Origin of the sequence: Streptococcus sp. IMAU 99161, from assembly GCF_014435245.1 — a bacterium.
Lineage (GTDB): Bacteria > Bacillota > Bacilli > Lactobacillales > Streptococcaceae > Streptococcus > Streptococcus lactarius.
On record NZ_JAAPAW010000006.1, the window covers coordinates 105,999 to 128,723 of the forward strand.

The window sequence follows — 22,725 nt, forward strand, 5'->3', positions numbered from 1 at the left end:
CAAAGCTATAATATTGTAGTCTATGCTTTTTCCAATTCTTAACCACATTTATTGTGACATTTTTTCTCCCTGATCGAACACTTCAGAACATCTCCCTTACTAGAGGATTTCTTTCCTTCGATTTACACTCATTTTTTTATTTCTCCATAAAAATATGGTATACTTGTAAGTGAAAATTTTTAGGAAATAAGACAAGGAAGTAACATTTTGTGAAAAAAATTACCAATTCGATACTCAACTTCATGAGTACCAGACTAGGATTTGTCTTGACCCTTCTGTTGCTCTATTGGTTCAAAACCATGTGGGCTTATACAGTTGATTTTAATTTAGATATTCAAGGTTCTTATCAGACCTTCCTAGCGGTGATCAATCCCTTACCGATCAGCCTCCTTTTAATCGGACTGGCTCTCTATGTCAAGCGGACTAAACTTTTTTACAGCTTGGCTTTTGGGATCTATCTCCTCTTATTTGTTTGGTTGATTTCGAACTCCATCTATTATCGCGAATTTACAGATTTCGTCACAGTTAATACCATGTTGGCTTCGAGCAAAGTGTCTGCCGGTTTAGGAGCTGCGGCACTGGAATTGTTCCGTCCATGGGATGTGATTTACATTCTGGATTTCCCGATTCTAGCCTTTTTCTTCCTGAAGAAATGGATTCGTATGGACAATCGTCCCTTCAATAAACGTGCGAGTTTCGCAGTCACTTCTTTATCAGCCATGCTCTTTTCTGCCAATCTATTTTTAGCAGAGATTGACCGACCAGAGCTTTTGACTCGTGGCTTCTCCAACTACTATGTGGTTCGTGCCTTAGGTTTGCCTGCCTTTTTAGGATACAGTGCCAATCAGACCTACGCTGCTAATAAAGAACGTTCCAAAGCTTCTGAAGCGGATCTGAAGCCAGTTGAAGAATACATCCGACAACATTATGCCAAGCCAAACCCTGAATACTTCGGTATGGCAAAGGGCAAAAATGTCATCTACATTCACTTGGAAAGTTTCCAACAATTCTTGATTGACTACAAGTTGAACGTCAATGACAAAGAATATGAAGTGACGCCCTTCTTAAACTCACTCTACCATTCAAACGAAACCTTTGCCTTTTCAAACGTCTTTAACCAAGTCAAGGCCGGAAAAACATCCGATGCTGAAACCATGATTGAGACGGGGCTCTTTGGACTCAACCAAGGTTCCTTTATGGTCAACTATGGTGGAACCAATACTCAACAAGCTGCTCCTTTTATTCTTTCCAAAAATGGCTACAATTCAAGTGCTGTTTTCCACGGAAATGCTGGTAGTTTCTGGAATCGAAATACAGCCTATAAACAATGGGGCTACAACTATTTCTTTGATGCCAGCTACTTCACTAAGCAAAACAGCAGCAACTCCTTCCAGTATGGACTCAATGACAAGTATATGCTCAGAGATTCCATCAAATATCTTGAACGCTTGCAACAACCGTTCTACACGAAGTTCATTACGGTTTCCAACCACTATCCCTATACAACAAGCTTATCTGGAGATGATCTTGGCTTCCCTCTTGCCAAGACGCAGGACGAAACCATCAATGGCTATTTTGCGACTGCAAACTATCTAGATTCTTCGATCAAAGCCTTCTTTGATTACCTGAAAGAATCCGGTCTTTACAAGAACTCCATCATCGTTCTCTATGGGGATCATTATGGAATATCTAACTCCCGCAATCCTTCGCTTGCACCTTTGCTCGATAAGAATTCGGAAACTTGGTCAAGCTATGACAATGCGATGCTGCAACGGGTCCCTTACATGGTCGTCATTCCCGGTATGGACAAGGGTCGGATCATTGATACCTATGGGGGTGAGATCGACATGCTGCCAACCTTGGAACACTTACTGGGCATCGATTCCCAAAAATTCTTACAAGTTGGTCAAGACATGCTATCACCTGATCACAATCAAATCGTTGCCTTCCGCTCGGCCAACTACTTTGTAACTCCAGAGTACACTAGCTACAGTGGTCGGACCTACTATACAAAAACAGGCGATGAAATCACCAACCCTGATGATAAAACCAAAGCAGACTTGGATAAGATTCGAGAAGCCGCCAACCTGCAATTGAAGATCAGCGATAGTATTCAGACGGGTGACCTCCTCCGCTTCTTCAAAGGGGATGATCTTGGAAAAGTAAACCCAGATGACTACTCCTACACTAATTCCTTCAAAGCATTGAAGAAGATTGAAAAAGAAAAAGGCGACAAGTCAACCAGCCTTTATCACCAACGTGGCGATCAATCCAGTGTCGATCTCTTCAAGGCTCCAAGCTACAAAGAATTGCATCCCGAAGACGACAGTTCTTCCTCAAAAGATACAAAGAATAGTTCTTCTAAATAAAGAAACCCTCTGAATTTGAAACTCAGAGGGTCAGATTGAAAACAAAATCTTTTAAAAAACTTTCCTTAGGTGAGTACGGACGTCAGCGAACTTCAAAGAAGTTCCATGACTAATTATTGAGCCTAAGGTCTCAATAATTCCGAGTGCCTGAAACAATTGAGTTTCAGGCACTTTTCTCACGGCGGAAAGTTTTACTATTTTCTTGATTTATTCTATAAAGTAGAAATCTTTATATTTGTTTACAGAAGACCTTTACTTATTTCACTTTGAATTTATCGAATACCTATTTACCTTTTACTGCTTGATCAGCTACTTCAAAAATTGAAGCAGTCAAATTCTCCACATAAAATGGACGTTTGTGGCGGCTATTTCCAGCCAATAACTTCAACTGATCTGAATTTTGAAGGTAATAAGGAAGCCCACTGGCATTAAAGATGACCAGGTATTTCTTATCGCCCGTCAACTCAAAGATCACCAGACCACTACAGTCCGTAGCTGACTGGATAAAGACCTGTCGGTAAATCTGATCATAGGTCTCAAGTGACAAGACCGCAAGTTCTTTTTTCAAGGCAATCAAGCGTTTGATGTAAGCGATAGAATCTGGATGCTGACTGATTAAGTCCCAATCCACTTGGTTGACAAAGTCGGGAGCATTGTAGGAATTCATGGCCCGTTCCCGATCCATATGAGTGAGTTCTCCTTCAGGGCCAGTTGGAACCAATTTGGTTCGCATAAATTCTTGACCTACTTGCATGAAGGTCATCCCTTGAAAGAGCAGATTCATAGCTGTTGCAAGCTCTGAACGCTTCACCAATCCTTCTTTATCTTCATGAGGATGAAGGGTTTGAAGTAAATCATAGAGATTGTAATTATCATGGGCTTCGACATAGTTCAACACTTGACTTGGTGCCAAATAATTCCCAAGCTCTGCACTTCCTAAAGCAGCACGCGCAACAATATTCTCTGTTGATTTTCCACTCACAAAGCCTCTTTTAATGGAGCCATACACTTCAGCTCCCTTGATCGCATCCCGCTCGGTATCATTGAAGAATCCAATTCGCGACAATTGCGCTGCATTATCTTTTTTGGCCTTATCTTCTGGTGCAAGTCCTGTCCCCATATCCCAACCTTCACCATAAAGGAGAATTCGTGGATCGAGGACATCCATGGCCTCACGAACAGCTTGCATGGTCTGAACATCATGAATGCCCATCAAATCAAAACGAAAACCATCAATCTGGTATTCCTTCACCCAATGGGTCAAAGAATCAATCATGTACTTGCGGTACATTTCATGCTCACTCGCCGTTTCATTGCCGACACCCGTTCCATTTTGGAAGCGACCATCCCGCTCCATACGGTAATAATAATCAGGTACCGTATTTTGGAAAGGCCCATGCTCCGTCGAGTAGATATGGTTGTAGACAACGTCCATCACCACGGAAATCCCAGCCTCATGATAGGCTTGAATCATCGTTTTGAGCTCTTTCATGGTTTGTTTAGGATTCGACGGATCCGTCGAAAAACTGGTCTCAGGGGCAGAGTAATTTTGGACGTCATAGCCCCAATTGTAGGTCAAACGCCCTTCTTCATCATACTGTTTAAACCGATCTGAAATAGGCTGGAGTTGAACTACATTAACCCCTAATTGACGAATGTAGTCAAAGGCTGTGGCATCACCCTGAGCATTTACTGTTCCAGTCTGACAGGCTCCCAGATAAGTTCCACGCAATGATTCGTCCACACCAGACGTAGGAGACATGGTCAAATCTCGAAGATGCATTTCGTAGATAACCGCTTGACAAGGATTGGCCAAACGCCAAGGGGTTTGATCTGCTCCCTCACTTCGTTTCCAATCAAACTGACGATCAGCACTGGAAAGAATCGCTGAGCGCATCCCATCTGCCGTAGTCACAATACTATATGGATCCCGCGTCACTTGCGTCTGATGCTCAAAATGAACCCGGTACTGGTAGGCCATGCCGCTCAAAGTTCCCAGGAAATCAAGAATCCATACACCTTGCGTATTCTCAGGGTGATAGCTCGACTCTTGCTTACCACGCATCATTGGAATAGCTTTCCAAATAGGAGCATCTACCTCTGTTGATTGATAGAGTAGCAACTCCACCTTTTTAGCTGTTGGAGCCCACAATTTGAAGCAAAATTCCCCATCTTCCTCGCGATACCCTAGCCACCCCTGGTAGGCCCACTTGGCATCAAATTCCTTGGCATGGGTTGCCATATCATAAGCATGAGGCTGACGGTGTGAATAAGAATGGCTGGTCACCGCTGCTTGAAGCGAATAATAAACCGTATCATCCCCATCCAGAATCCATACTTCACGAACCAAGCCCTCAGGTAAGAGTTCAATTTCAAAGTCACGCGTTTTGGTGGACCAATTGGCTTCTTTTACCAAGACATGTCCACGATTAAGAGGCACTTCACTCTGAAAAACTAGATTGCCCTCCACTCCAAAATAATCCAATTTGGAGAAGGGGACTGATTTCCCCTCAACGTAGTCCTGCCACTGCCAGAGGTCATATGCAAAATAATTTCCTTTTCGTCTATGAAAATGGATCTTTACATAGTATTCACGCATTTTAATTTCCTAATTCCATTTTGATTACAAAGGAACCACTCGCTCTTGTCTATGGCGAATGGTCCTCAACTAGTTGATCTTATGATTCCGAATTGTGAACCAAGGCATCATTATTGATTTCATCAATATTTGCAAAAAATTCAAGATGATTGTGGAAGACTTCCAATTCAACCGGAGTATCTCCGCCGTATTCCCCATCTAGATTAATGCGGAATGGTTGAGCATTTTTTCCTAACATTTCGATGGACAATTTCTTAGTTTTAAGGTATTCTACATTGTCATCATGAACGTGCTTCCCACCATTAATCGCCTGAATCATCAAAGAGAGCATATTAAAGAGCTTGGCCGTTTTCACAATAATCAAGGTAAAATACCCATCATCAAGCTTAGCATCAGGGGCTACACTTTCAAAACCTGCAATAGAGTTGGTAAGAGCCACAAAAATCATAGAGGCTGGCCCTTCAAAAACCCCATTGTCATGCTTAATCCGCACCTTTCGCGCCTTGTTTCGCGGTAACATCTTAGCCGCCTCAGCAACATAAGCAAAATAGCCTAGACGCGACTTGACACTACTTGGAACGCTAAATGTTAACTCTGTCATGGTCCCTGCTGCAGCTATATTAATAAAATACTTAGTCCCATAAGCACGTCCAATATCCATCTGGATGGTTTGATTTTTTTCAATAATGCGTGCAGCAGCTACTGGATCTCCCATTGGAATCTTCAGGGCACGCGCATAGTCATTGGTAGTTCCTGTAGGAATAAAAGCCATCTGAGGACGGTCCTTGAGCCCTGCGACTCCATTGACCACTTCATTGATGGTTCCATCTCCCCCTGCCGCAATAATCAAATCAAAGCCTGCCTTGGCAGCTCTTTCTGCCTCATTTTGAGCAGAAAAAGGTTCCGGAGTCGTTTGATAAGCACTGGTCTCATAACCCACGTCTTCGAGCACATCCAAGACTTCCGCGATATTTTTCTTGATAATTTCTTGCCCTGAGGTCGGATTATAAATTAAACGGGCTTTTTTGATTCGTTCTTCCATAGGATCCTCTACAAACTTTCAAGCCAGGTCTCATCTTCAACCTGGATTCCTAATTCTTGTGCTTTCGTTAATTTGCTTCCTGCATCCGCTCCAGCAACAACCAAGTCTGTTTTTTTGGAAACAGAGCCTGTCACTTTCGCTCCTAGACTCTCTAATTTAGCCTTGGCTTCTGAGCGCGTCAGGCGTTCCAGCTTGCCAGTCAAGACAACGGTCATCCCCGATAAGGCTGCATCCACTGCTACTTTTTTGCCCAGATAGTCCATATTGACCCCAGCTTCTTTTAACTCTAGTAAGAGCTGGCGTGAGCCTTCTTGCGAAAAATAGCTCTCTAGGCTTTGAGCCACTACCATACCTAGACTATCAATGGCAGCAATCCGCTCTGGATCTGCTGTAGCCAATTGATCCAAATCATGGAATTCTTGTAGCAAGATCTGACTAACCTTACTACCAACATGACGAATTCCTAGACCAAAGAGCAACTTCTCTGCCGAATTTTCTTTTGAAGCTTGAATGGCTTCATAGAGCTTCTCTGCTGATTTTTCTTTAACACCTTCTAAAGTTAGAAGATCTTCTACAGTCAGGCGGTATATACCTGCCACATCCGCTACTAAATGGTTGGCAAAGAGTTTATCCACCACAGCAGGGCCCAGGCCTGTAATATTCATAGCATCCCGGCTAGCAAAGTGAATCAAGCCTTCCTTGATTTGAGCTGGACAGAGTGGATTGATACAGCGCAGTGCCACCTCATCCTCGAAATGGAGAAGTTGGCTTTGACAGCTCGGACAATTGGTCGGAATTGCAAGCGGCAGATCCGATACCCGCTTATCCCTAACCACTCGTAAAACAGCAGGAATGATGTCTCCAGCCTTATAGACAATCACCGTATCATCTTGGTGAATGTCTTTTTCAGCAATATAATCCACATTGTGAAGGGTGGCTCGACTAACAGTCGTTCCTGCTAATTGGACGGGTGTTAGATTGGCAGTCGGCGTCACGACACCGGTCCGTCCTACCGTCCAATCAACTGATAAGAGTCTTGCTTCTTTTTCTTCAGCTGGGAATTTATAGGCGATCGCCCATTTCGGTGCTTTCACGGTGAACCCTAACTCTTCCTGAATCGCTAAGTCATCGACCTTGATGACGATGCCATCGATATCGTAAGGAAGGCCTTCCCGAAGCTGGGCTACTTTCTGGATAAAGCTCCAAATTTGATCTACATCCTTGGCCAAGACTCGCTCCTGGTTTACAACAAAGCCTAACTGGGCTAATTTTTCAAGTACCCCTTCTTGGCTAGCTTTATCCGTCGGGCTCACTTCTTGATAAAGGAAGGTCGCTAAATTCCGTTTAGCCACAATCTTGGTATCCAGCTGGCGAAGGGTTCCCGCTGCTGCATTACGGGGATTGGCAAATTCAGACTCCCCATTTTCTTGACGCACTTGATTGACCCGATCAAAGGAAGCACGTGGCATGTAACATTCACCACGAACGGTGATACTGATTGGCTCGGGCAACACCAAAGGAATATCTTTTACTCGCTTGAGATTCTCCGTAATATCTTCACCGATAGAGCCATCCCCACGCGTTGCACCCGTAACAAGAATACCATTTTCATAGGTGAGGGAAATCGACAATCCATCAATTTTCAACTCACAAACATAATGAACAGAAGGAAATTCCTTACGGACACGTTGGTCAAAAGCCTCTAACTCCTCACGCGAAAAAGCATCCTGCAAACTATACAGAGGGTACTGGTGTTGGTATTTGGTAAAGCCTTTCAGCACCACTCCACCCACACGATGGGTTGGACTTTCAGGCAAAACGTCCTCTGGATGAGCTGTCTCTAATTCGACCAATTCCCGGTATAGTTGATCATATTCACTATCCGATACGGATGGTGCGTCTTTTGTGTAATACTCATCCGCATAGCGGTTAAGCAATTCCACTAATTCTTTCATTCTGTTTCCCATGTTTCTATTTTATCATAAAAATCTTAAATTCGCCTTGATTTTACTGTATTCTAGGCACTAAAAAGAGGCTGGGACAAAAGTCCTAGCCTCTTAATTGTTTTTGGATTGTCGAGCAAGACGCAGTGGTTGAGTGGGCTCTACTAGGCTGATTTCATCAGCTTTTACAGCCCTACTCAACTGTGCAGAGTTGCGACGACGAAATCGAATTCTAAGGAATGACCGATTTCTGTCCCACTCTCAAGATTATTTTGTAAAATCGATGTAATTCGACAGTTTATTAATGATGATCGCTCCAAACATCAAGGAAGCAAATTCCCCTAGCCCCATCGTCAACCAGTTATAGAAGAATGGTTGGCCTTGAAGGTAATAAAGCTCCAGCGCAATGGTAAACATGGAAATCGAAAAGAAAATGGCAAATAAGAAATGATCTAGTCGAATCACTCCACTAAACAGGAATTTATCTTTGAAACGGTTAAATAAAAGAATCCCGAGTCCTAAGAAGACAAAGGTAGAACCTCCACCAACAAAGACATCGATCCATCCAAAACTATATAAGTTAGCGATCATACAGCCAATAGTCACCGCAATTAAGTATTTCCTATTGTAGAAGGCTAAGAAATTCATCATTTCCGAAACACGGAATTGATACCCATAGTAGGCCATAGCATTGAGTGGTGGGGTGATGGTTAATACGATATAAATCGCAGCAACAATAGCAATTTGTGCCATATCACGAGTCGTAAAATGTTTCATTTATTCTCCTTTAGCGGTTTTACCGCGTATAATATGCTTGGCGAAAGGATCTTAAGCACCAAGGGTTGAAGTCTGAACTTCTTCAACCTTTCAAGTATAGCATATTTTTACATTTTATGGTAGACTGAATTTATGAAAATACTGCTAAAAAAATTTTTTGATAACGAAGTCCTATCCTATCTCTTTTTTGGAGTGGCAACGACCCTTGTTTCTGTTGGTACCCGACTTTTCATCTACCATGTCACCACTGATGAACGATTGGCAACTGCGATCGGAAACATTGCTGGGATTCTCTTTGCTTTTGCGACCAATGACACCATTGTCTTTAAGCAAGAAAGAAAAGGCTGGCTTCAGCGCTTAATCCGCTTTACGATTGCTCGCTCTGGTACCTTTATCCTCGATATGGCCTTGACAGAAATTTTTGTTAAACAATTCCCGGGAATTATTGGACAATTTGTTCACAATAACAAGAGTCAGATCAATCTAATCGAAACCCTCTTTGCACAAGTTGCCATTGTGGTCCTTAATTATGTCTTTAGTAAACTCTTTGTCTTTAAAAACAAGAGGCCGGGACAAAAGTCCTAGCCTCTCAATTGTTTTTGGATTGTCGAGTAAGACGCAGTGGTTGAGTGGGCTCTACTACGCTGATTTCATCAGCTTTTACAGCCCTACTCAACTGTGCGGAGGTGGGACGACGAAATCGAATTCTAACGAATGACCGATTTCTGTCTCACTCTCTTTTCTTCTATACTTCTAAACTTGCTTGTTGAGCATTTAATTGGTAGATAGTCCCTTCAACTCCAAAATATTCCTTAGCCAAATCTTTCAATTCCTGCATGGCAGTTTGAGCTCGTTTAGCTTGCTCATCATTGATGGCTTCAATAACTAAAATAGCATCCTTGGTATCTTCTGTTAGCATGGTTCTTTGGGCTTCTCGCCAATTCAAACAACGACAAACGGCTCCTTCTTGGTCATAATAAATGATTTCCCCTTCCAAAGCTGGAGCATCTTCTTCAGCGCCCAGTGGAAAGAAAGGTTCACCACCTTTTGCTTGTCCCAGAGAAAGGCCTCCTACTAATTTACTCATATCTTCTCCCCCACAAGGTAAGGCATAAGACATAGACACACTATTGTATAAATCAACCAAAGGATTAATAGGATAAAATTCACGCCCTTGGAACACACGTTTTAGGAGTGCCTCGATCGAAGATCTGGCTCCTTTTTTTGTTTTAAATTTAGTAAAGGCCTGACGCCATTCTTGGACGAATTCACTCTGAGTATAGTTTTCTTCATCGATAAATTCCCAAGCCCGCTTAGCTCCCTTGTCTAACAACTCTTTAAAATAAGGATCCTTGGCTTCATCTACTGTATTATCAATGCCATATAAAGACATGACCGTAATAGTTGCTGTTGGAAATAAATCCCAAAATGCTTGATCGACTGTAACTTTCATTGGCTTACCTCACCATAATTTCTTTTTTGACCTTTTTTAACCAGTTCCCAATCCAAGGTAATATTCTCACGCACTCGGACTAGATACTCCTCTAACTGAGCAACTTCTTTTTTTGAAAACCCCTTCAAGGCGGTTTTTTCGGAGTAAAGATGCTCCCCTAAAATGAAGGGGTATAGCTGTTGACCTTTCTCAGTTAAAGCCCATTCCTTTGTTTTGAGGTTTTCCCCCATGGGGCGTTGCTGAATCAAGCCTCTTTCTTCTAATTTTTTTACGGACCTAGCGACAGTAGATCGGTCTACCTTTAAGAGTTCTGAAAGTTCTTCCTGAATAATTCCAGGTTGTTCCGCTATTCGCACCAGATAAAGATATTGACCACGCGCCAAATTCAAATCACGAAACTCGATATTTGCAATAGAATCCAGCGCACGTGCAATGATCCCAATCTCACGTAAAATATTCATCCACTCCTCCTTTCCTATTAGCAATACTTTAACACATTTTTGTTGCAAATACAACAAAAATCAAACAAAAAAAGAAACCAGACTCTAATCTGATTTCCTTTATTCATCTTTGCTTCTTCTTTTAAAGCGTAACCGTCCTTTGAGTTTCTTGCTTATTTTCTGGTGTTGGAAGCCTACTTCTTCTGATTGCAACTTAGAAACAATCCTACCATTGCGTGTTTCAAATTTGGATTCTCTTGCGAACTGAATACTGGCATTTAAAATACAGCCAATAATCATAATTTTTGCTACCAAGATAAACCAGAACATAATAATGGCAAGAACGACCGAACCGAAGAATCGCGCATCTAAGAAATGGCTCACATAGTGGTCGACATATTTCCAGAAGATATTCAGAATTGCATACAGGACAACCACTACAAAGCTAGCTCCCGGTAGAACATATCTAAATCTAGGAATTTTAACATTTGGAAGGGTGTAGTAAAGCAAAACCAAGCTCAAAAAGAGCAAAAGGTAAATCATCGGCTCTGTTAAATTCAAGAGGCGGACATAAATAGTCCGGTCAAAGGAAAACGTATGATAGAGATAGCGGACAATCATTTTTCCAAACATGGAAAGGATCAAGGAAAGACCAAATAACCCCTGTAAAGCAAAGCTAATCAGAAAGCTAAAGATACGTCCCCAGATGATCCCACGCTCTTTTTCAACCCCATAACTCTTGTTGTAGGCCCTTTGAAGGTAAGCAATACTCTGAGAAAAGATCCACAAAGCCGAAATAATGGAGAAACTCAATAAACCAGTCGAGGGCTTTGTTAAAATATTGGAAATCATCTGAGCCACGGTCCGATACAGAGTTTCTGGAAGCACTTGTTCTAAGCTCAAAAGAATCTGAGTTGGCCGGATTCTAAAATAGGGTAGAATATTCGCTGCAATCAGCATTAAAGGGAAAATGGAGATCAGCAAATAATAGGCCACAGCGATACTGGTAATATCAGATTCTGCACTCTGATAAAATCGCACAAAGCCTTTGATGAACGGCTGATCAAACACTTTTTGTAGGACCTTTTTCATCCTTCACCTCCCTATTTACCAAAAAAGAGCAAAGAGCGAAACCAAACGATTGTCTTCAGCTCCATTCTTTCCCCTCTATCTTCTAGTATGTCCCTTCTTCACCTTGACTGGTCAAGATCACCGGACCATCTTTTGTAATGACAAACTGGTGCTCGTATTGGCAAGAAAGCCCTCCATCGAGGGTCTTGTGTGCCCAGCCAGTTTCCATATCTGTATCAATCTCCCAAGTACCGGTGTTAATCATTGGTTCAATGGTCAAGACCATGCCTTCACGCAAACGAAGGCCACGCCCTGCATGTCCATAATGCGGTACCATCGGTTCTTCGTGCATGGTTGGACCGACACCGTGTCCAACCAAATCACGCACAACTCCGTAACCTTTGCTTTCTGCATATTCTTGAATCGCAGCACCAATATCTCCCAACCGATTGCCAACAACGGCTTTCTCAATACCTCGATACAGACATTCTTTGGTCACATCCATCAAGTCTTTAACCTCTTGAGAAACATTGCCGACAGCATAAGCCCAACAAGAATCTGCTAATCCGCCAGTGTAAGACTCTGTATATTTCTTGACTTGGGCTACATTATCGAAATCCAATTTTGAAACATCTAAAACAGATTTATCTAGCGGTTCAGACAAGACCATATCCACCTTGAGGAGATCGCCATCTTTTAGGATGACATGACGCGGAAAAGCGTGAGCCACCTCATCATTTAGTCCACAACAAGTCGCATAGGGGTAATCCATCAAACTGCCTTCTACACCGATCTGAAGCGGCAAGACATTGGCTTCTTTACAGCGACGACGAACATATTCTTCTACTTCCCACAAGTCAAGGCCTGGCTTGATCAAATCCCGCAATCCAATATGGATGCTAGCAAGAAAATCTCCTGCCCGATCCATGGCTTCAATTTCACGTTGTGATTTTAATGTAATCATTGCTTTCTCATTTCTTTTACTTAATTAATCTTAATGGTAATGGTTGCTTTGGCTATCAGTTGGAGATCCAAATAGAGGCTGAAATCTACTAAGGCCGAACGTCTGGTTCGCCGAACAAGCTGTGGTTCAATGCGGATCACATCATCCACCTGCACAGCCTGTAAAAAATTGATGATCAACTGTTCGACGATCAGGCTACGCCCACTATGTTGCATGATCTTGCGAACAATCTTCATCAAGACTTCAATCATGACCCCATTGGCTAAAACTCCGCTTTTTTCCAGCATACTCGGTTCTACCGTGATTTGGTAATGATCATTATCTGCTTGAATCTTCTGGCCAATCTGCTCACTAAAGGTTGGTAGGCTCGAAAATTGAACCTTACTAATTCGATCCATGACATCCCGTCGCGTGATGACACCAAGTAAGGTCTGGTTGGTGCGAATCACAGGAATCATCTCATAATCTTCAGCAATCATGCGCTGGCTAATCGTCGCAATACTGGTAGAAAGATTGGTAGTAAAGATGGTTCGCGACATTACCTTGTCAAGAGTGGTCTGAGGAGCCTTATCACCCGCATCTCGCATGGTTACAACTCCTACTACCATCTGGTGTTGATTGACAACCGGAAAGCGACTAAAGCGATTTTTTCGGACCAAATCCAGATAGTCCCGGACCGTATCTGTCTCAGAGAGATAACCATACTCATGCATCGGACGATAAACCTGCTCGACCGTCAAGATATCCGTCTTGATCTGCATATTGGACAAGGCTTTGTTGATCATGGTAGCGACAGTATAGGTATCGTGGCTTGTCCGAATGACAGGGATCTGAACTTGATTCGCTAAGCGAATCACATCTTCATCAACCTCAAAGCCACCCGTCACCAAAACAGCATTATCATGTTTTAAGGCAAGACGTTGAATATTGGTACGATCTCCAACAATCAACAGTCCACCTTCAGAGACGTAGTCCAAGACATGTTCTTCCGTCATGGCACCGATGTAAAATTTATTAAATTCCTTTTCAAGTCCTTGATCACCAGCTAAAATCTCAGAGCCTGTGATTTCTTGAATTTCTCGATAGGTCAAATGTTCTAAGACAGCCTTTTGTGATTTGACACGGATGGTCCCACTTCTAGGACGTGTCTCCACAATCCCCTGATTTTCAGCTTCTTTGATGGCCCGATAAGCCGTACCATCACTAACATTCAAAAAATTTGAAATGCTGCGGACACTGACCCGTTTCCCGATCGGCAATTTTTCGAGATAATCTAAAATCTCTTGGTGTTTACTCATAGAAGTCCCCTCTACTTAGGCGGAAATCATAATAATCGCGCATTTTACGCGTATAACGGTCACTTCCTTTAAACTGACGGAAAAGACGAAAACCTGCTTTTAAAGCAACCTTTTGGCTAGCTGTATTTTCGACATGGGTGACAATTTTGATCTCTTTTAGTTGAAATGTTTCAAAAGACACTGCGACCAATTTTTTGACGACCTCGGTCATCAATCCTATTCCCCAGAAATCCTTGCGCAGAAAGTAACCCAACTCAGCTTCACCCTTAATTTCATCCAACTTTTCAAACTTGATGGAACCAATCATTTGCTTGGTTTTCTTATCGCAGATAGCCCAGACCCCTAAAGGATTTTTCATGAAATAATTGGCCAGTACATACTGGGTTTCTGCCAAATCGGCCTGTACAGGAAAGATAAATTCAAGATTTTCCGGATTTGAAGCAATCTGATAAAAATCGCCCGCATCTTCAAAGAGAAAAGGTCGTAAATACAGCCTCTCTGTCTCAATTAGTGAATTGGCAGCTAACTGCGTCCAAATATTCATCGTCTACTCCAATTACTTTTTCACAGCTAAAGTAAGATGCACAAGCAACATCAGTCTTCAACCAACTGAATCTCTGCTCCAAGCTGCGTCAATTTACTTATGATATCTGAATAGCCCCGAAGAATATACTCAACATTGGTAATTTCAGTTCTACCAGAGGCCATAAGCCCAGCAATCACCAAGGCAGCCCCTGCACGAAGATCTGTTGCTTTTACACTTGATCCTGTTAGTTGATTCGGACCCTCATAGATAATATGGTTGTTCAATGTCGAAATTGTAGCCCCCATCTTGGCTAATTCCGGAACATGATTTACCCGTTTTTCATAAATCGTATCCACAATTCGCCCACGACCTCTCGCTGTCAAGAGCAAGGGAGTAATGGGTTGTTGCAAATCCGTCGCAAAACCAGGATAAGGGGAAGTCTTGATCTGGATCGCCTTCAAGCCTGTTTGCTTTTCTACAAAGATGCTATCTTCAGAAATGGTCATGCGCACACCCATTTCCTCTAACTTGGCAATATAGCTCTCTAAATGCTCATACAAGACATTATTGATCTGGATACCTTCCCCAATAGCAGCTGCAAGCGCAATATAGGTCCCAGCTTCGATGCGATCCGGAATCACCTGATGTCTGGTTCCGTGCAATTGTGGAACACCATCAATAATAATGATATCCGTTCCTGCTCCCCGAATGTGGGCTCCCATATTGTTCAGTAAGGTCACCACATCGATAATCTCAGGTTCCCGAGCAGCATTTTCGATCACCGTCCGCCCTTCAGCCTTGACCGCTGCCAAAATCGTATTGATCGTTGCACCAACGCTTACGGTATCCATAAAGATATTGGCACCCTTTAGTGGCTTACCATCTGTTGCGAGCCTCATACTTGAGCCATCCTGCGTCATGGCAGCCCCCATGGCTTCAAAAGCTTTCAAATGCAAGTCAATCGGACGAGGCCCAAGATCACATCCTCCAGGCAATCCAACAGTCGCTTGGCCATAACGTCCTAATAAACTACCATAGAAATAATAGGATGCTCGCAGACTATTGATCTTTCCAAAAGGCATCGGCATATCTTTGACACCACGCGGATCAATGATCAAGCTGTCTTCCTTACGATCGATCTTAGCCCCCATAATGTTCATGATGTCAATTAAACTCTCAACATCTGAAATATCTGGCACCCCATCAAGGGTCACGATATCGTCTGCCAGAATGGTCGCCGGAATCAAGGCTACTACGCTGTTTTTTGCACCACTAATGGTCACCTCTCCTTTTAGAGGGTGACCACCATTTATTACAATTTTTTTCATTTTAATAATATATTAGCTCTTTCAAGTCTTTTTCCTTTTACTATCGTTTTTTCAACGGAAATAAAAGGGACAACGTATTCAAAATACTGCATCTATTATACCACAGATCGCCCTATTTTTCCATCTGTAGGAATTTTCAATACGAAAAAAAGCTAGGATTCTTGTCGAGCCTAACTTTCTGTTCAAAATCGATTATTTCACTGCTTCTTTCAAGGCTTCAACCTTGTCTAAATGTTCCCATGGAAGGTCGATATCTGTCCGTCCCATGTGTCCATAAGCCGCTGTTTGACGGTAAATCGGACGTTTGAGGTCCAGCATTTGGATGATTCCTGCAGGACGAAGGTCAAAAATTTGACGCGCCGCTGCTTCTAATTTGCTCTCAGCGACTGTTCCAGTACCGAAGGTATCGATACGAACAGATACAGGTTGTGCAACACCGATCGCATAAGCCAATTGCACTTCTGCCTTCTTAGCAAGACCTGCCGCCACGATGTTTTTAGCAATGTAACGAGCTGCATAAGAAGCTGAACGGTCCACCTTAGTCGCATCTTTACCAGAGAAGGCGCCTCCACCGTGACGTGAGTAACCACCATAGGTATCCACGATGATCTTACGACCTGTCAAACCTGAGTCCCCTTGAGGCCCACCGATAACGAAGCGACCTGTTGGATTGATAAAGAATTTTGTCTCATCATCTAGGTATGAAGCCGGAATCACTTCTTTAATGACCTTGTTAATCACATCCTCATGGATTTGTTCATTGCTGACTTCTGGATCATGTTGGGTTGAAATAACAACTGTATCCACGCGCACTGGCTGGTCATTTTCATCATATTCAACAGTAACTTGCGATTTGGCATCTGGACGAAGGTAGCTAATTTCACCAGACTTACGAAGCTCTGCCAAACGACGAACCAACTTATGGCTGAGTGATATTGGCAATGGCATGAGTTCTTCTGTCTCATCCACCGCAAAACCAAACATGAGACCCTGGTCACCAGCACCAATCAAGTCAAGTGGATCTTGGTCTGCATTTCCACGCACTTCCAAGGATTCATTAACCCCTTGAGCAATATCAGGAGATTGTTCCACCAAAGATGGGTGTACTCCTACAGTCTCCGCAGAAAAACCATACTCTGTATTGGTATAACCGATTTCTGCAATGGTGTTACGAACCACACGGTTAATATCGACATAAGCATTTGTTGAAATTTCACCAAAAACATGGACTGAACCTGTATAAACAGCTGTTTCGGCCGCAACGTGTGCTTCTGGATCTTGCTCTAAAATAGCATCCAAGATAGCATCTGAAATTTGGTCTGCAATCTTATCTGGATGCCCCTCAGATACAGATTCAGACGTGAATAATTTACGTTCTGACATAAAAATGTCCCCCCTTAAAAATATTTGTTATAGAGTTACAAAGCACTGGTAGAAGATTTCTACCACCTTATCGGGACCATATAACACTTCATTATAACACATTACCAATAATATGGAAAATCATTTTCAAAAAAGCCCATTAAATCAGCTTTTTCGGGCTATCCACTATTCAATTATACCTACTTAAATTGTTCTCAAAGTTCCTAAAAAGTTCTTAAAAAAGTTCACAAAAAAAAATTGACCCTAAAAGGATCAATCATTTACGAGTTCAGCAGGCAAGATCTAGCACCCTCACACGGTACTTTTTTATCTTCAAAAATGGTAGGTGTCCGCGTACCAATGGGTACTCGAAAACCTACCACCTACCTAAATGATAATATATCTTTAAAAATTTTCAACCCTATCTACTTTGATCAGTCTCCATTTTTAAATAATATAGTTCCAATAAATACTAAAACTCCCAGAATAAAGGATAAACTATTTGGAACTATCCAATAAGTATCTGGCGTACCTATAATGGAAATAACAAATAAGATAGCTGCCGCATTTAGGAGTCCTTTACTTCCTTTTCTCATACCTATGAAAAGTAATATAGTCGCAATCATAAAACAAATATAATGGATGGCACCAATATATAAGATCAATAGATACATGGGGTTTCCTAAAAATAAAGGAAAAATTATAATACCAAGGTGACAGACTGCTATTATAAGGGCGCTCCATAACCAAGACGACTGAAGAATAATTCTTTTTGGCGAATTTTCTTTATCATTGTTTGATCGTATCTCAGCATTCAACTGATCGTTTACATCTATCTCTCCTTCTACTTGAGGGTATTCCATCTCTGGTTTAGTTTCAAAAGATGATAGATCTTGTACTTTCACCTTGGACTCCCAGCTATCTGCAACTTTCTCAAACAAACCAAAAACACGACAAACAATATAAATCGATAAGAGAAGATAAAAGAGACCGTAAAAGCTTATACGAGAGATGAAAGAGTATACTACACCTATCTCAACAAGAGAAGATAAAACTATCAAAAGAGAAAATACTTTCTGAAGTTTATCACTTGTACTTGTGATCATAACATTAATCAGAAGTAGAAACATTAACTCCATTACAGTGTATTGCAGTGTAGAAGCGTAAATGTCACTACTCGTTCTATCCATACCAATCAATATAAATAGTGGAGAAAATAGTAGAGAAATATTTGTAGAGGCAACAAATAGTGCTAAATAAGCTATCGATGATTTCCAACCATCTTTACTTTTCCAATTGTTTAAAAGCTCCCGCATTTCTATATTCTTTATAAGCATACAAATCCATATTAAACAAATGATATTTAGCATAAAGGAAATGTCCATCAGATTTTTTGGGGAAAAAGGTGGTAAAAAAAACATAAGTAGTTGAGTAATTGAGAGGAGAAGAACAGCTATCAATCCTTCAACATTTAAACGTTGCTTCATGATTCTCCAAATTACCCAGCAAATAATCATTCCATTCCAAATAGAAAAAATACTAGAGACAGTGAACAGTGATGTGTTTTCATTTAAATTTTGGGAACTATAGCTCACTACTAGACTACTACCATAAGAAACAAGATAAAGAATTGCTTCAAGAATTAGCAGTATACAATACCATTTTTTTCTAGACATAGATTATCCTCCACTTTCTAAAAAAGTATTTAACTATTCATTTATTTAAATTATAACATAGTTTGTAATCGTTTTCTCGCTCTCAGGAATTAAAAGATAGGATTTATCACCCTACCTCCTATCATCACTCTTCATTTTTTAACAATATAGTTCCAATCAATACCAGCACTCCTACCACAAACGGTGGAATATGATTAATCACCCAAGAAGGATCACCCGCAGCAATAAATGAAAAAACATAAATAGCTGCTGCTATATAAAGAGTTGCTTTATTGCCGTTCACATTTCCATTCCAAAGCAGGATAGTTGCAATCACAAAGCTAATCATATGGATTCCCAAAAAGTACAAAAAACCACCAACCCATGATCCTAGTGAAAAGAGACCTAATAAAAGCAAAACGATATAAGCAATGGCTAGGACCGAGGCAAAAGCAAGTATTCCAGATTTCCCAATTCTCTTTTCTGAATCAAATTCACCAACAGGTGAACGAACTTCATCTGTAATCCTTTCCTCTTTCTCTTTTTTTACTGCAGAATGTTTTGGTTGATCTGACATTTCATTTCTTCCTAAAGTTCTTAGTTATCCTATCAAATAATAGCACTTTAAAGATAGACAGGAAGAATTGATTTAACTATCGCTTTGATCTATCTGAATACTTTTTATTGAGTAAAGTGGGCCATACCTATCTTTTCATTAATAGCTTTTCTCTTCTTTAACAAGGAGTGTTCCAATTAAATCCAAAATACCTAAACATAAGGGAGCAATTCGAAATATTTCCCAGTCTGGATCAAAAGCTAAGACAATAGACAGCAGATAGAGCCCAATACTCGCATGGAGAAGGCTTTTATTCCCCTTCTTCATCCCGAGTCGAAGTAAAAAGGCTCCAATCGCAAGACTGAATAAGTTTGGACCAAGGAAAATCAAAACGACAAATCCCCAAGCGCTACCCGAAAGTGCAAAGTAAGAGACAAACAATACAAGATAGATAATGGATAAGTAAAAGGCCGCTGAAAGAAGAATGGATGTAAATCCGATTTTTGTTGGATGATTCTGAATAGATGCAGCATTAAAACCATCTTCACCCATCCTACTATGTTCTTTATTTTCTTCAAAATATTTCTCTTGGTCTGGCATAGCTTTCCCTACCTTTCTTTTTTATATTTTCTTTTAACACCATTATACATGATTTCATCTATGCAATGCTATTTCTTAAAAATTGATTTGGACGGATTTCCAATTAGATTTCTGACATGTAATGAAATAGACGGGAAAGCTTCCTTAAATAAAATCTGCCTCTGCAATGGCTCGTTTTACCTCTTCAATCGGTAGATTGACCAGCTCCACTTCTTTTTCACGGTAGAGGTACTCAGCATATTCATCGATGCGGTATTGATGGATGTATACCACCCGCTTGCAACCGACTTGAAGCAATTGCTTAGTACAATTGAGACAAGGAAAATGCGTGACATAAGCTGTGAAACCTTTGGGAATTCCTCTTTCAGCTCCCTGCAATATCGCATTGACTTCTGCATGAATGGTTCGGACACAGTGTCCCTCGACCATCAAACAACCATCCTCTAAGCAATGATCCGTCCCAGAAACAGATCCATTATAACCTGTTGCAATGACCTTGTTATCCTTAACCAGAACAGCCCCTACTTTCGCCCGATTACAGGTTGCCCGATTGGAAATCAGTAAGGCCTGTGCCGCAAAATACTCATCCCATGCTAGTCGATTCTGTGTCACCTTTCGGTCCTCCATCTAATATGAATTCTGCTATCATTGATTTCATTATAGCATGAAATCAGCAAGAAAAAAAGACTGAGAAAATCTTCCCAGTCTTATAAACATTATTTACCAAGTTTTGCTTTCGCTGCATCTGCAAGAGCTGTGAAAGCTGCTGCATCGTTAACAGCCAAGTCAGCAAGCATTTTACGGTTTACTTCGATCTCAGCCAATTTCAAACCATGCATCAATTGTGAGTATGAAAGTCCGTTCAAACGAGCTGCCGCATTGATACGTGTGATCCACAATTTACGGAAGTCACGTTTCTTTTGACGACGGTCACGGTATGCATAGTAGTAAGAGTTCATTACTTGTTCTTTTGCAGTACGGAACAAGATATGTTTAGCTCCATAGTAACCTTTAGCTAATTTAAGAATACGTTTACGACGTTTGCGTGAGACAACGCCACCTTTAACACGTGCCATTTATATTTCCTCCAATATTTCCTAGAATTCTTTACTTACGAATACGCAATTATTTCAAGCGAGTAAGCATTGCTTTGATACGTTTGAAATCTCCTCCATGCACCATAGATGCTTTACGAAGATGACGACGTTGTTTCTTAGTTTTTCCGTGGAAACGGTGAGAAGTGTAAGCACGGAAACGTTTAAGTCCACCAGAACCTGTACGTTTGAAACGTTTAGCTGATGCGCGGTGTGTTTTTTGTTTTGGCATGATATTTTCTCCTTTTTTAACTTTCTGATAGATTATTTCTTATCAGTTGCTGGCGCCAATTGCATGAACATTTGACGTCCATCCATCTTAGCTCGTTGTTCGATGATCGCCACATCTTGTGTCGCTTCAGCGAAGTCGGCTAAAACTTTAGCACCAATCTCTTTGTGGGTAATCATACGACCCTTAAAGCGAATGGATACCTTCACTTTGTTTCCTTTTTCAAGGAACTTGCGAGCATTGCGAAGTTTTGTATCGAAATCTCCCTTGTCAATCACTGGGCTCAAACGAACTTCTTTCACGGTCACAACACTTTGTTTTTTGCGTTGTTCTTTTTGCTTCTTCTGGTACTCAAATTTGAACTTACCGTAGTCCATAATTTTCGCAACAGGAGGCTTAGCTTGAGGTTGAATGAGAACCAAGTCTACATTAGCGTCGTCCGCAAGTGCTTGCGCTTCGCTAAGTGGTTTAATCCCCAATTGCTCACCTTCAAGACCGATTAAGCGAACTTCACGTACACGAATTTCATCATTGATGAATAAGTCTTGTTTTGCTATGGTTTTCACCTCTCTTTTATTATTCGAGAAAAACAAGAACGGACCTGCAAAGCAGGCCCGAACTACATGATGTATTTCATTACTGAAACTTGATCCGTAGGGGCCAGGCAACTTGCGTCACAAGGCGAGAAGTTCTCACTTCTGCTTTTCTCAACTTTTATATGATATCAAGTTTTTTATTCTTTGTCAAGAATTTTTTTCGCTTTTTCTTCGATAAAGGCCACTACATCTGCAATTCCAACACCTGTCGTATCAAAATGGATGGCATCCTCTGCAGGTCTCAATGGTGAAACCACCCGGTGGCTATCTTTGTAATCCCGTTCAGCAATTTCCTTCTTCAACAATTCAAGATCCGCTGTGATGCCCTTCTCAACGTTTTCCTTGAAGCGACGTTCTGCACGTTCTTCTACAGATGCCACTAGGAAAATCTTCAACTCTGCATTTGGCAAGACAACTGTTCCAATATCGCGACCGTCCATGACGATTCCACCCTTCTCTGCAATCTCTTGCTGAAGAGCCACTAACTTTTCACGGATAGGCGCAAGCGCTGCGACCCACGAAACATTATTGGTTACTTGGTTATCACGAATTGGATGGGTAATATCCACATCGGCTACAAAAACAAGCTGCTCTCCTTCTTCCGAACGACCAAAGCTGATCGGATACTGATCCAACAGAGCCAACAAGTCCTCCACTTGCTCCGCAGACAAGTTGTTTTGCAACGCTAAATAGGTCGCTGCTCGATACATAGCTCCCGTATCCAAATAGGTGTAATCCAAGTCCTTGGCAATAATTTTTGCAACCGTAGACTTCCCACTTGAAGCAGGCCCATCAATTGCAATTTGAATTTGTTTCATGAGCT

At 41.5% G+C, this 22,725-nt stretch carries 22 protein-coding genes, 1 riboswitch and 1 other annotated feature; of the genes, 2 read left to right on the forward strand and 20 right to left on the reverse strand.

Going from position 1 to position 22,725, the window contains the following annotated elements:
• Nucleotides 1-209 precede the first annotated feature (209 nt).
• Complete coding sequence (locus HA044_RS02855) at nucleotides 210-2,369, forward strand: LTA synthase family protein (RefSeq protein ID WP_187539094.1); 2,160 nt, start codon at nucleotides 210-212, stop codon at nucleotides 2,367-2,369.
• Between the two features lie 283 nt (nucleotides 2,370-2,652).
• On the opposite strand, the gene pulA is transcribed toward HA044_RS02855, so the two are convergent.
• The 4 genes from pulA to HA044_RS02875 all read right to left on the reverse strand — a co-directional run bounded on the left by pulA (nucleotide 2,653) and on the right by HA044_RS02875 (nucleotide 8,730).
• Nucleotides 2,653-4,968, reverse strand: a complete 2,316-nt coding sequence (gene pulA / locus HA044_RS02860; protein ID WP_187539096.1) for a type I pullulanase — start codon at nucleotides 4,966-4,968, stop codon at nucleotides 2,653-2,655.
• 79 nt (nucleotides 4,969-5,047) lie between these two features.
• Nucleotides 5,048-6,010, reverse strand: coding sequence for a diacylglycerol kinase family lipid kinase (locus tag HA044_RS02865; RefSeq protein WP_187539098.1), 963 nt, complete (start codon nucleotides 6,008-6,010; stop codon nucleotides 5,048-5,050).
• A gap of 8 nt (nucleotides 6,011-6,018) precedes the next feature.
• A complete protein-coding gene (gene ligA, locus HA044_RS02870) occupies nucleotides 6,019-7,977 on the reverse strand; it encodes an NAD-dependent DNA ligase LigA (protein ID WP_187539100.1) in 1,959 nt (652 codons plus the stop codon).
• A 243-nt stretch (nucleotides 7,978-8,220) separates the two neighbouring features.
• Nucleotides 8,221-8,730 (reverse strand): QueT transporter family protein, encoded by a 510-nt coding sequence (locus HA044_RS02875; protein ID WP_187539102.1) that lies wholly within the window; start codon nucleotides 8,728-8,730, stop codon nucleotides 8,221-8,223.
• Nucleotides 8,728-8,834: riboswitch (PreQ1 riboswitch) on the reverse strand. It overlaps the preceding gene by 3 nt.
• A gap of 28 nt (nucleotides 8,835-8,862) precedes the next feature.
• On the opposite strand from HA044_RS02875, the gene HA044_RS02880 reads away from it, so the two are divergent.
• Entirely contained in the window at nucleotides 8,863-9,315 is a 453-nt protein-coding gene (locus tag HA044_RS02880; protein ID WP_187539105.1) for a GtrA family protein, read from the forward strand.
• A 160-nt stretch (nucleotides 9,316-9,475) separates the two neighbouring features.
• On the opposite strand, the gene HA044_RS02885 is transcribed toward HA044_RS02880, so the two are convergent.
• The 16 genes from HA044_RS02885 to cmk form a co-directional block, all read right to left on the reverse strand.
• The gene (locus HA044_RS02885) at nucleotides 9,476-10,183 is read right to left on the reverse strand and encodes a B3/4 domain-containing protein (RefSeq protein ID WP_187539107.1); all 708 of its coding nucleotides are present in this window, start codon (nucleotides 10,181-10,183) and stop codon (nucleotides 9,476-9,478) included.
• Complete coding sequence (locus HA044_RS02890) at nucleotides 10,180-10,644, reverse strand: MarR family winged helix-turn-helix transcriptional regulator (protein WP_187539110.1); 465 nt, start codon at nucleotides 10,642-10,644, stop codon at nucleotides 10,180-10,182. The genes HA044_RS02885 and HA044_RS02890 overlap by 4 nt, the downstream gene beginning before the upstream one ends.
• 99 nt (nucleotides 10,645-10,743) lie before the next feature.
• On the reverse strand, nucleotides 10,744-11,715 hold the full coding sequence (locus HA044_RS02895) for a YihY/virulence factor BrkB family protein (RefSeq protein ID WP_187539113.1): 972 nt from the start codon (nucleotides 11,713-11,715) through the stop codon (nucleotides 10,744-10,746).
• Between the two features lie 82 nt (nucleotides 11,716-11,797).
• A complete protein-coding gene (locus HA044_RS02900) occupies nucleotides 11,798-12,658 on the reverse strand; it encodes a methionyl aminopeptidase (RefSeq protein ID WP_187539115.1) in 861 nt (286 codons plus the stop codon).
• Between the two features lie 20 nt (nucleotides 12,659-12,678).
• Nucleotides 12,679-13,956 carry a CBS-HotDog domain-containing transcription factor SpxR gene (gene spxR, locus HA044_RS02905; protein WP_187539117.1) on the reverse strand — a complete coding sequence of 426 codons (1,278 nt, stop codon included), beginning with the start codon at nucleotides 13,954-13,956 and terminating at the stop codon, nucleotides 12,679-12,681.
• A complete protein-coding gene (locus tag HA044_RS02910) occupies nucleotides 13,949-14,500 on the reverse strand; it encodes a GNAT family N-acetyltransferase (RefSeq protein ID WP_187539119.1) in 552 nt (183 codons plus the stop codon). The genes spxR and HA044_RS02910 overlap by 8 nt, the downstream gene beginning before the upstream one ends.
• A gap of 50 nt (nucleotides 14,501-14,550) precedes the next feature.
• Nucleotides 14,551-15,810, reverse strand: a complete 1,260-nt coding sequence (locus tag HA044_RS02915) for a UDP-N-acetylglucosamine 1-carboxyvinyltransferase (RefSeq protein ID WP_187539121.1) — start codon at nucleotides 15,808-15,810, stop codon at nucleotides 14,551-14,553.
• 192 nt (nucleotides 15,811-16,002) lie between these two features.
• Nucleotides 16,003-17,193: a methionine adenosyltransferase gene (gene metK, locus HA044_RS02920; protein WP_187539123.1), complete on the reverse strand. Its 1,191-nt coding sequence runs from the start codon at nucleotides 17,191-17,193 to the stop codon at nucleotides 16,003-16,005.
• A gap of 413 nt (nucleotides 17,194-17,606) precedes the next feature.
• The gene (locus HA044_RS02925; protein ID WP_262407529.1) at nucleotides 17,607-18,659 is read right to left on the reverse strand and encodes an ABC transporter permease; all 1,053 of its coding nucleotides are present in this window, start codon (nucleotides 18,657-18,659) and stop codon (nucleotides 17,607-17,609) included.
• 313 nt (nucleotides 18,660-18,972) lie between these two features.
• The gene (locus HA044_RS02930) at nucleotides 18,973-19,404 is read right to left on the reverse strand and encodes a hypothetical protein (protein WP_187539128.1); all 432 of its coding nucleotides are present in this window, start codon (nucleotides 19,402-19,404) and stop codon (nucleotides 18,973-18,975) included.
• 138 nt (nucleotides 19,405-19,542) lie between these two features.
• Nucleotides 19,543-19,983, reverse strand: coding sequence for a hypothetical protein (locus HA044_RS02935; RefSeq protein WP_187539130.1), 441 nt, complete (start codon nucleotides 19,981-19,983; stop codon nucleotides 19,543-19,545).
• Between the two features lie 144 nt (nucleotides 19,984-20,127).
• Nucleotides 20,128-20,595 carry a deaminase gene (locus tag HA044_RS02940; RefSeq protein ID WP_187539132.1) on the reverse strand — a complete coding sequence of 156 codons (468 nt, stop codon included), beginning with the start codon at nucleotides 20,593-20,595 and terminating at the stop codon, nucleotides 20,128-20,130.
• A 104-nt stretch (nucleotides 20,596-20,699) separates the two neighbouring features.
• Nucleotides 20,700-21,059 carry a 50S ribosomal protein L20 gene (gene rplT, locus HA044_RS02945; RefSeq protein ID WP_000124830.1) on the reverse strand — a complete coding sequence of 120 codons (360 nt, stop codon included), beginning with the start codon at nucleotides 21,057-21,059 and terminating at the stop codon, nucleotides 20,700-20,702.
• Nucleotides 21,060-21,108: 49 nt separating this feature from the next.
• On the reverse strand, nucleotides 21,109-21,309 hold the full coding sequence (gene rpmI, locus HA044_RS02950; RefSeq protein ID WP_187539134.1) for a 50S ribosomal protein L35: 201 nt from the start codon (nucleotides 21,307-21,309) through the stop codon (nucleotides 21,109-21,111).
• Between the two features lie 32 nt (nucleotides 21,310-21,341).
• The gene (gene infC, locus HA044_RS02955) at nucleotides 21,342-21,872 is read right to left on the reverse strand and encodes a translation initiation factor IF-3 (RefSeq protein WP_003003721.1); all 531 of its coding nucleotides are present in this window, start codon (nucleotides 21,870-21,872) and stop codon (nucleotides 21,342-21,344) included.
• 15 nt (nucleotides 21,873-21,887) lie between these two features.
• Nucleotides 21,888-22,016 (reverse strand) — a sequence feature (ribosomal protein L20 leader region).
• A gap of 23 nt (nucleotides 22,017-22,039) precedes the next feature.
• Nucleotides 22,040-22,720: a (d)CMP kinase gene (gene cmk / locus HA044_RS02960; protein ID WP_187539136.1), complete on the reverse strand. Its 681-nt coding sequence runs from the start codon at nucleotides 22,718-22,720 to the stop codon at nucleotides 22,040-22,042.
• Nucleotides 22,721-22,725 lie beyond the last annotated feature (5 nt).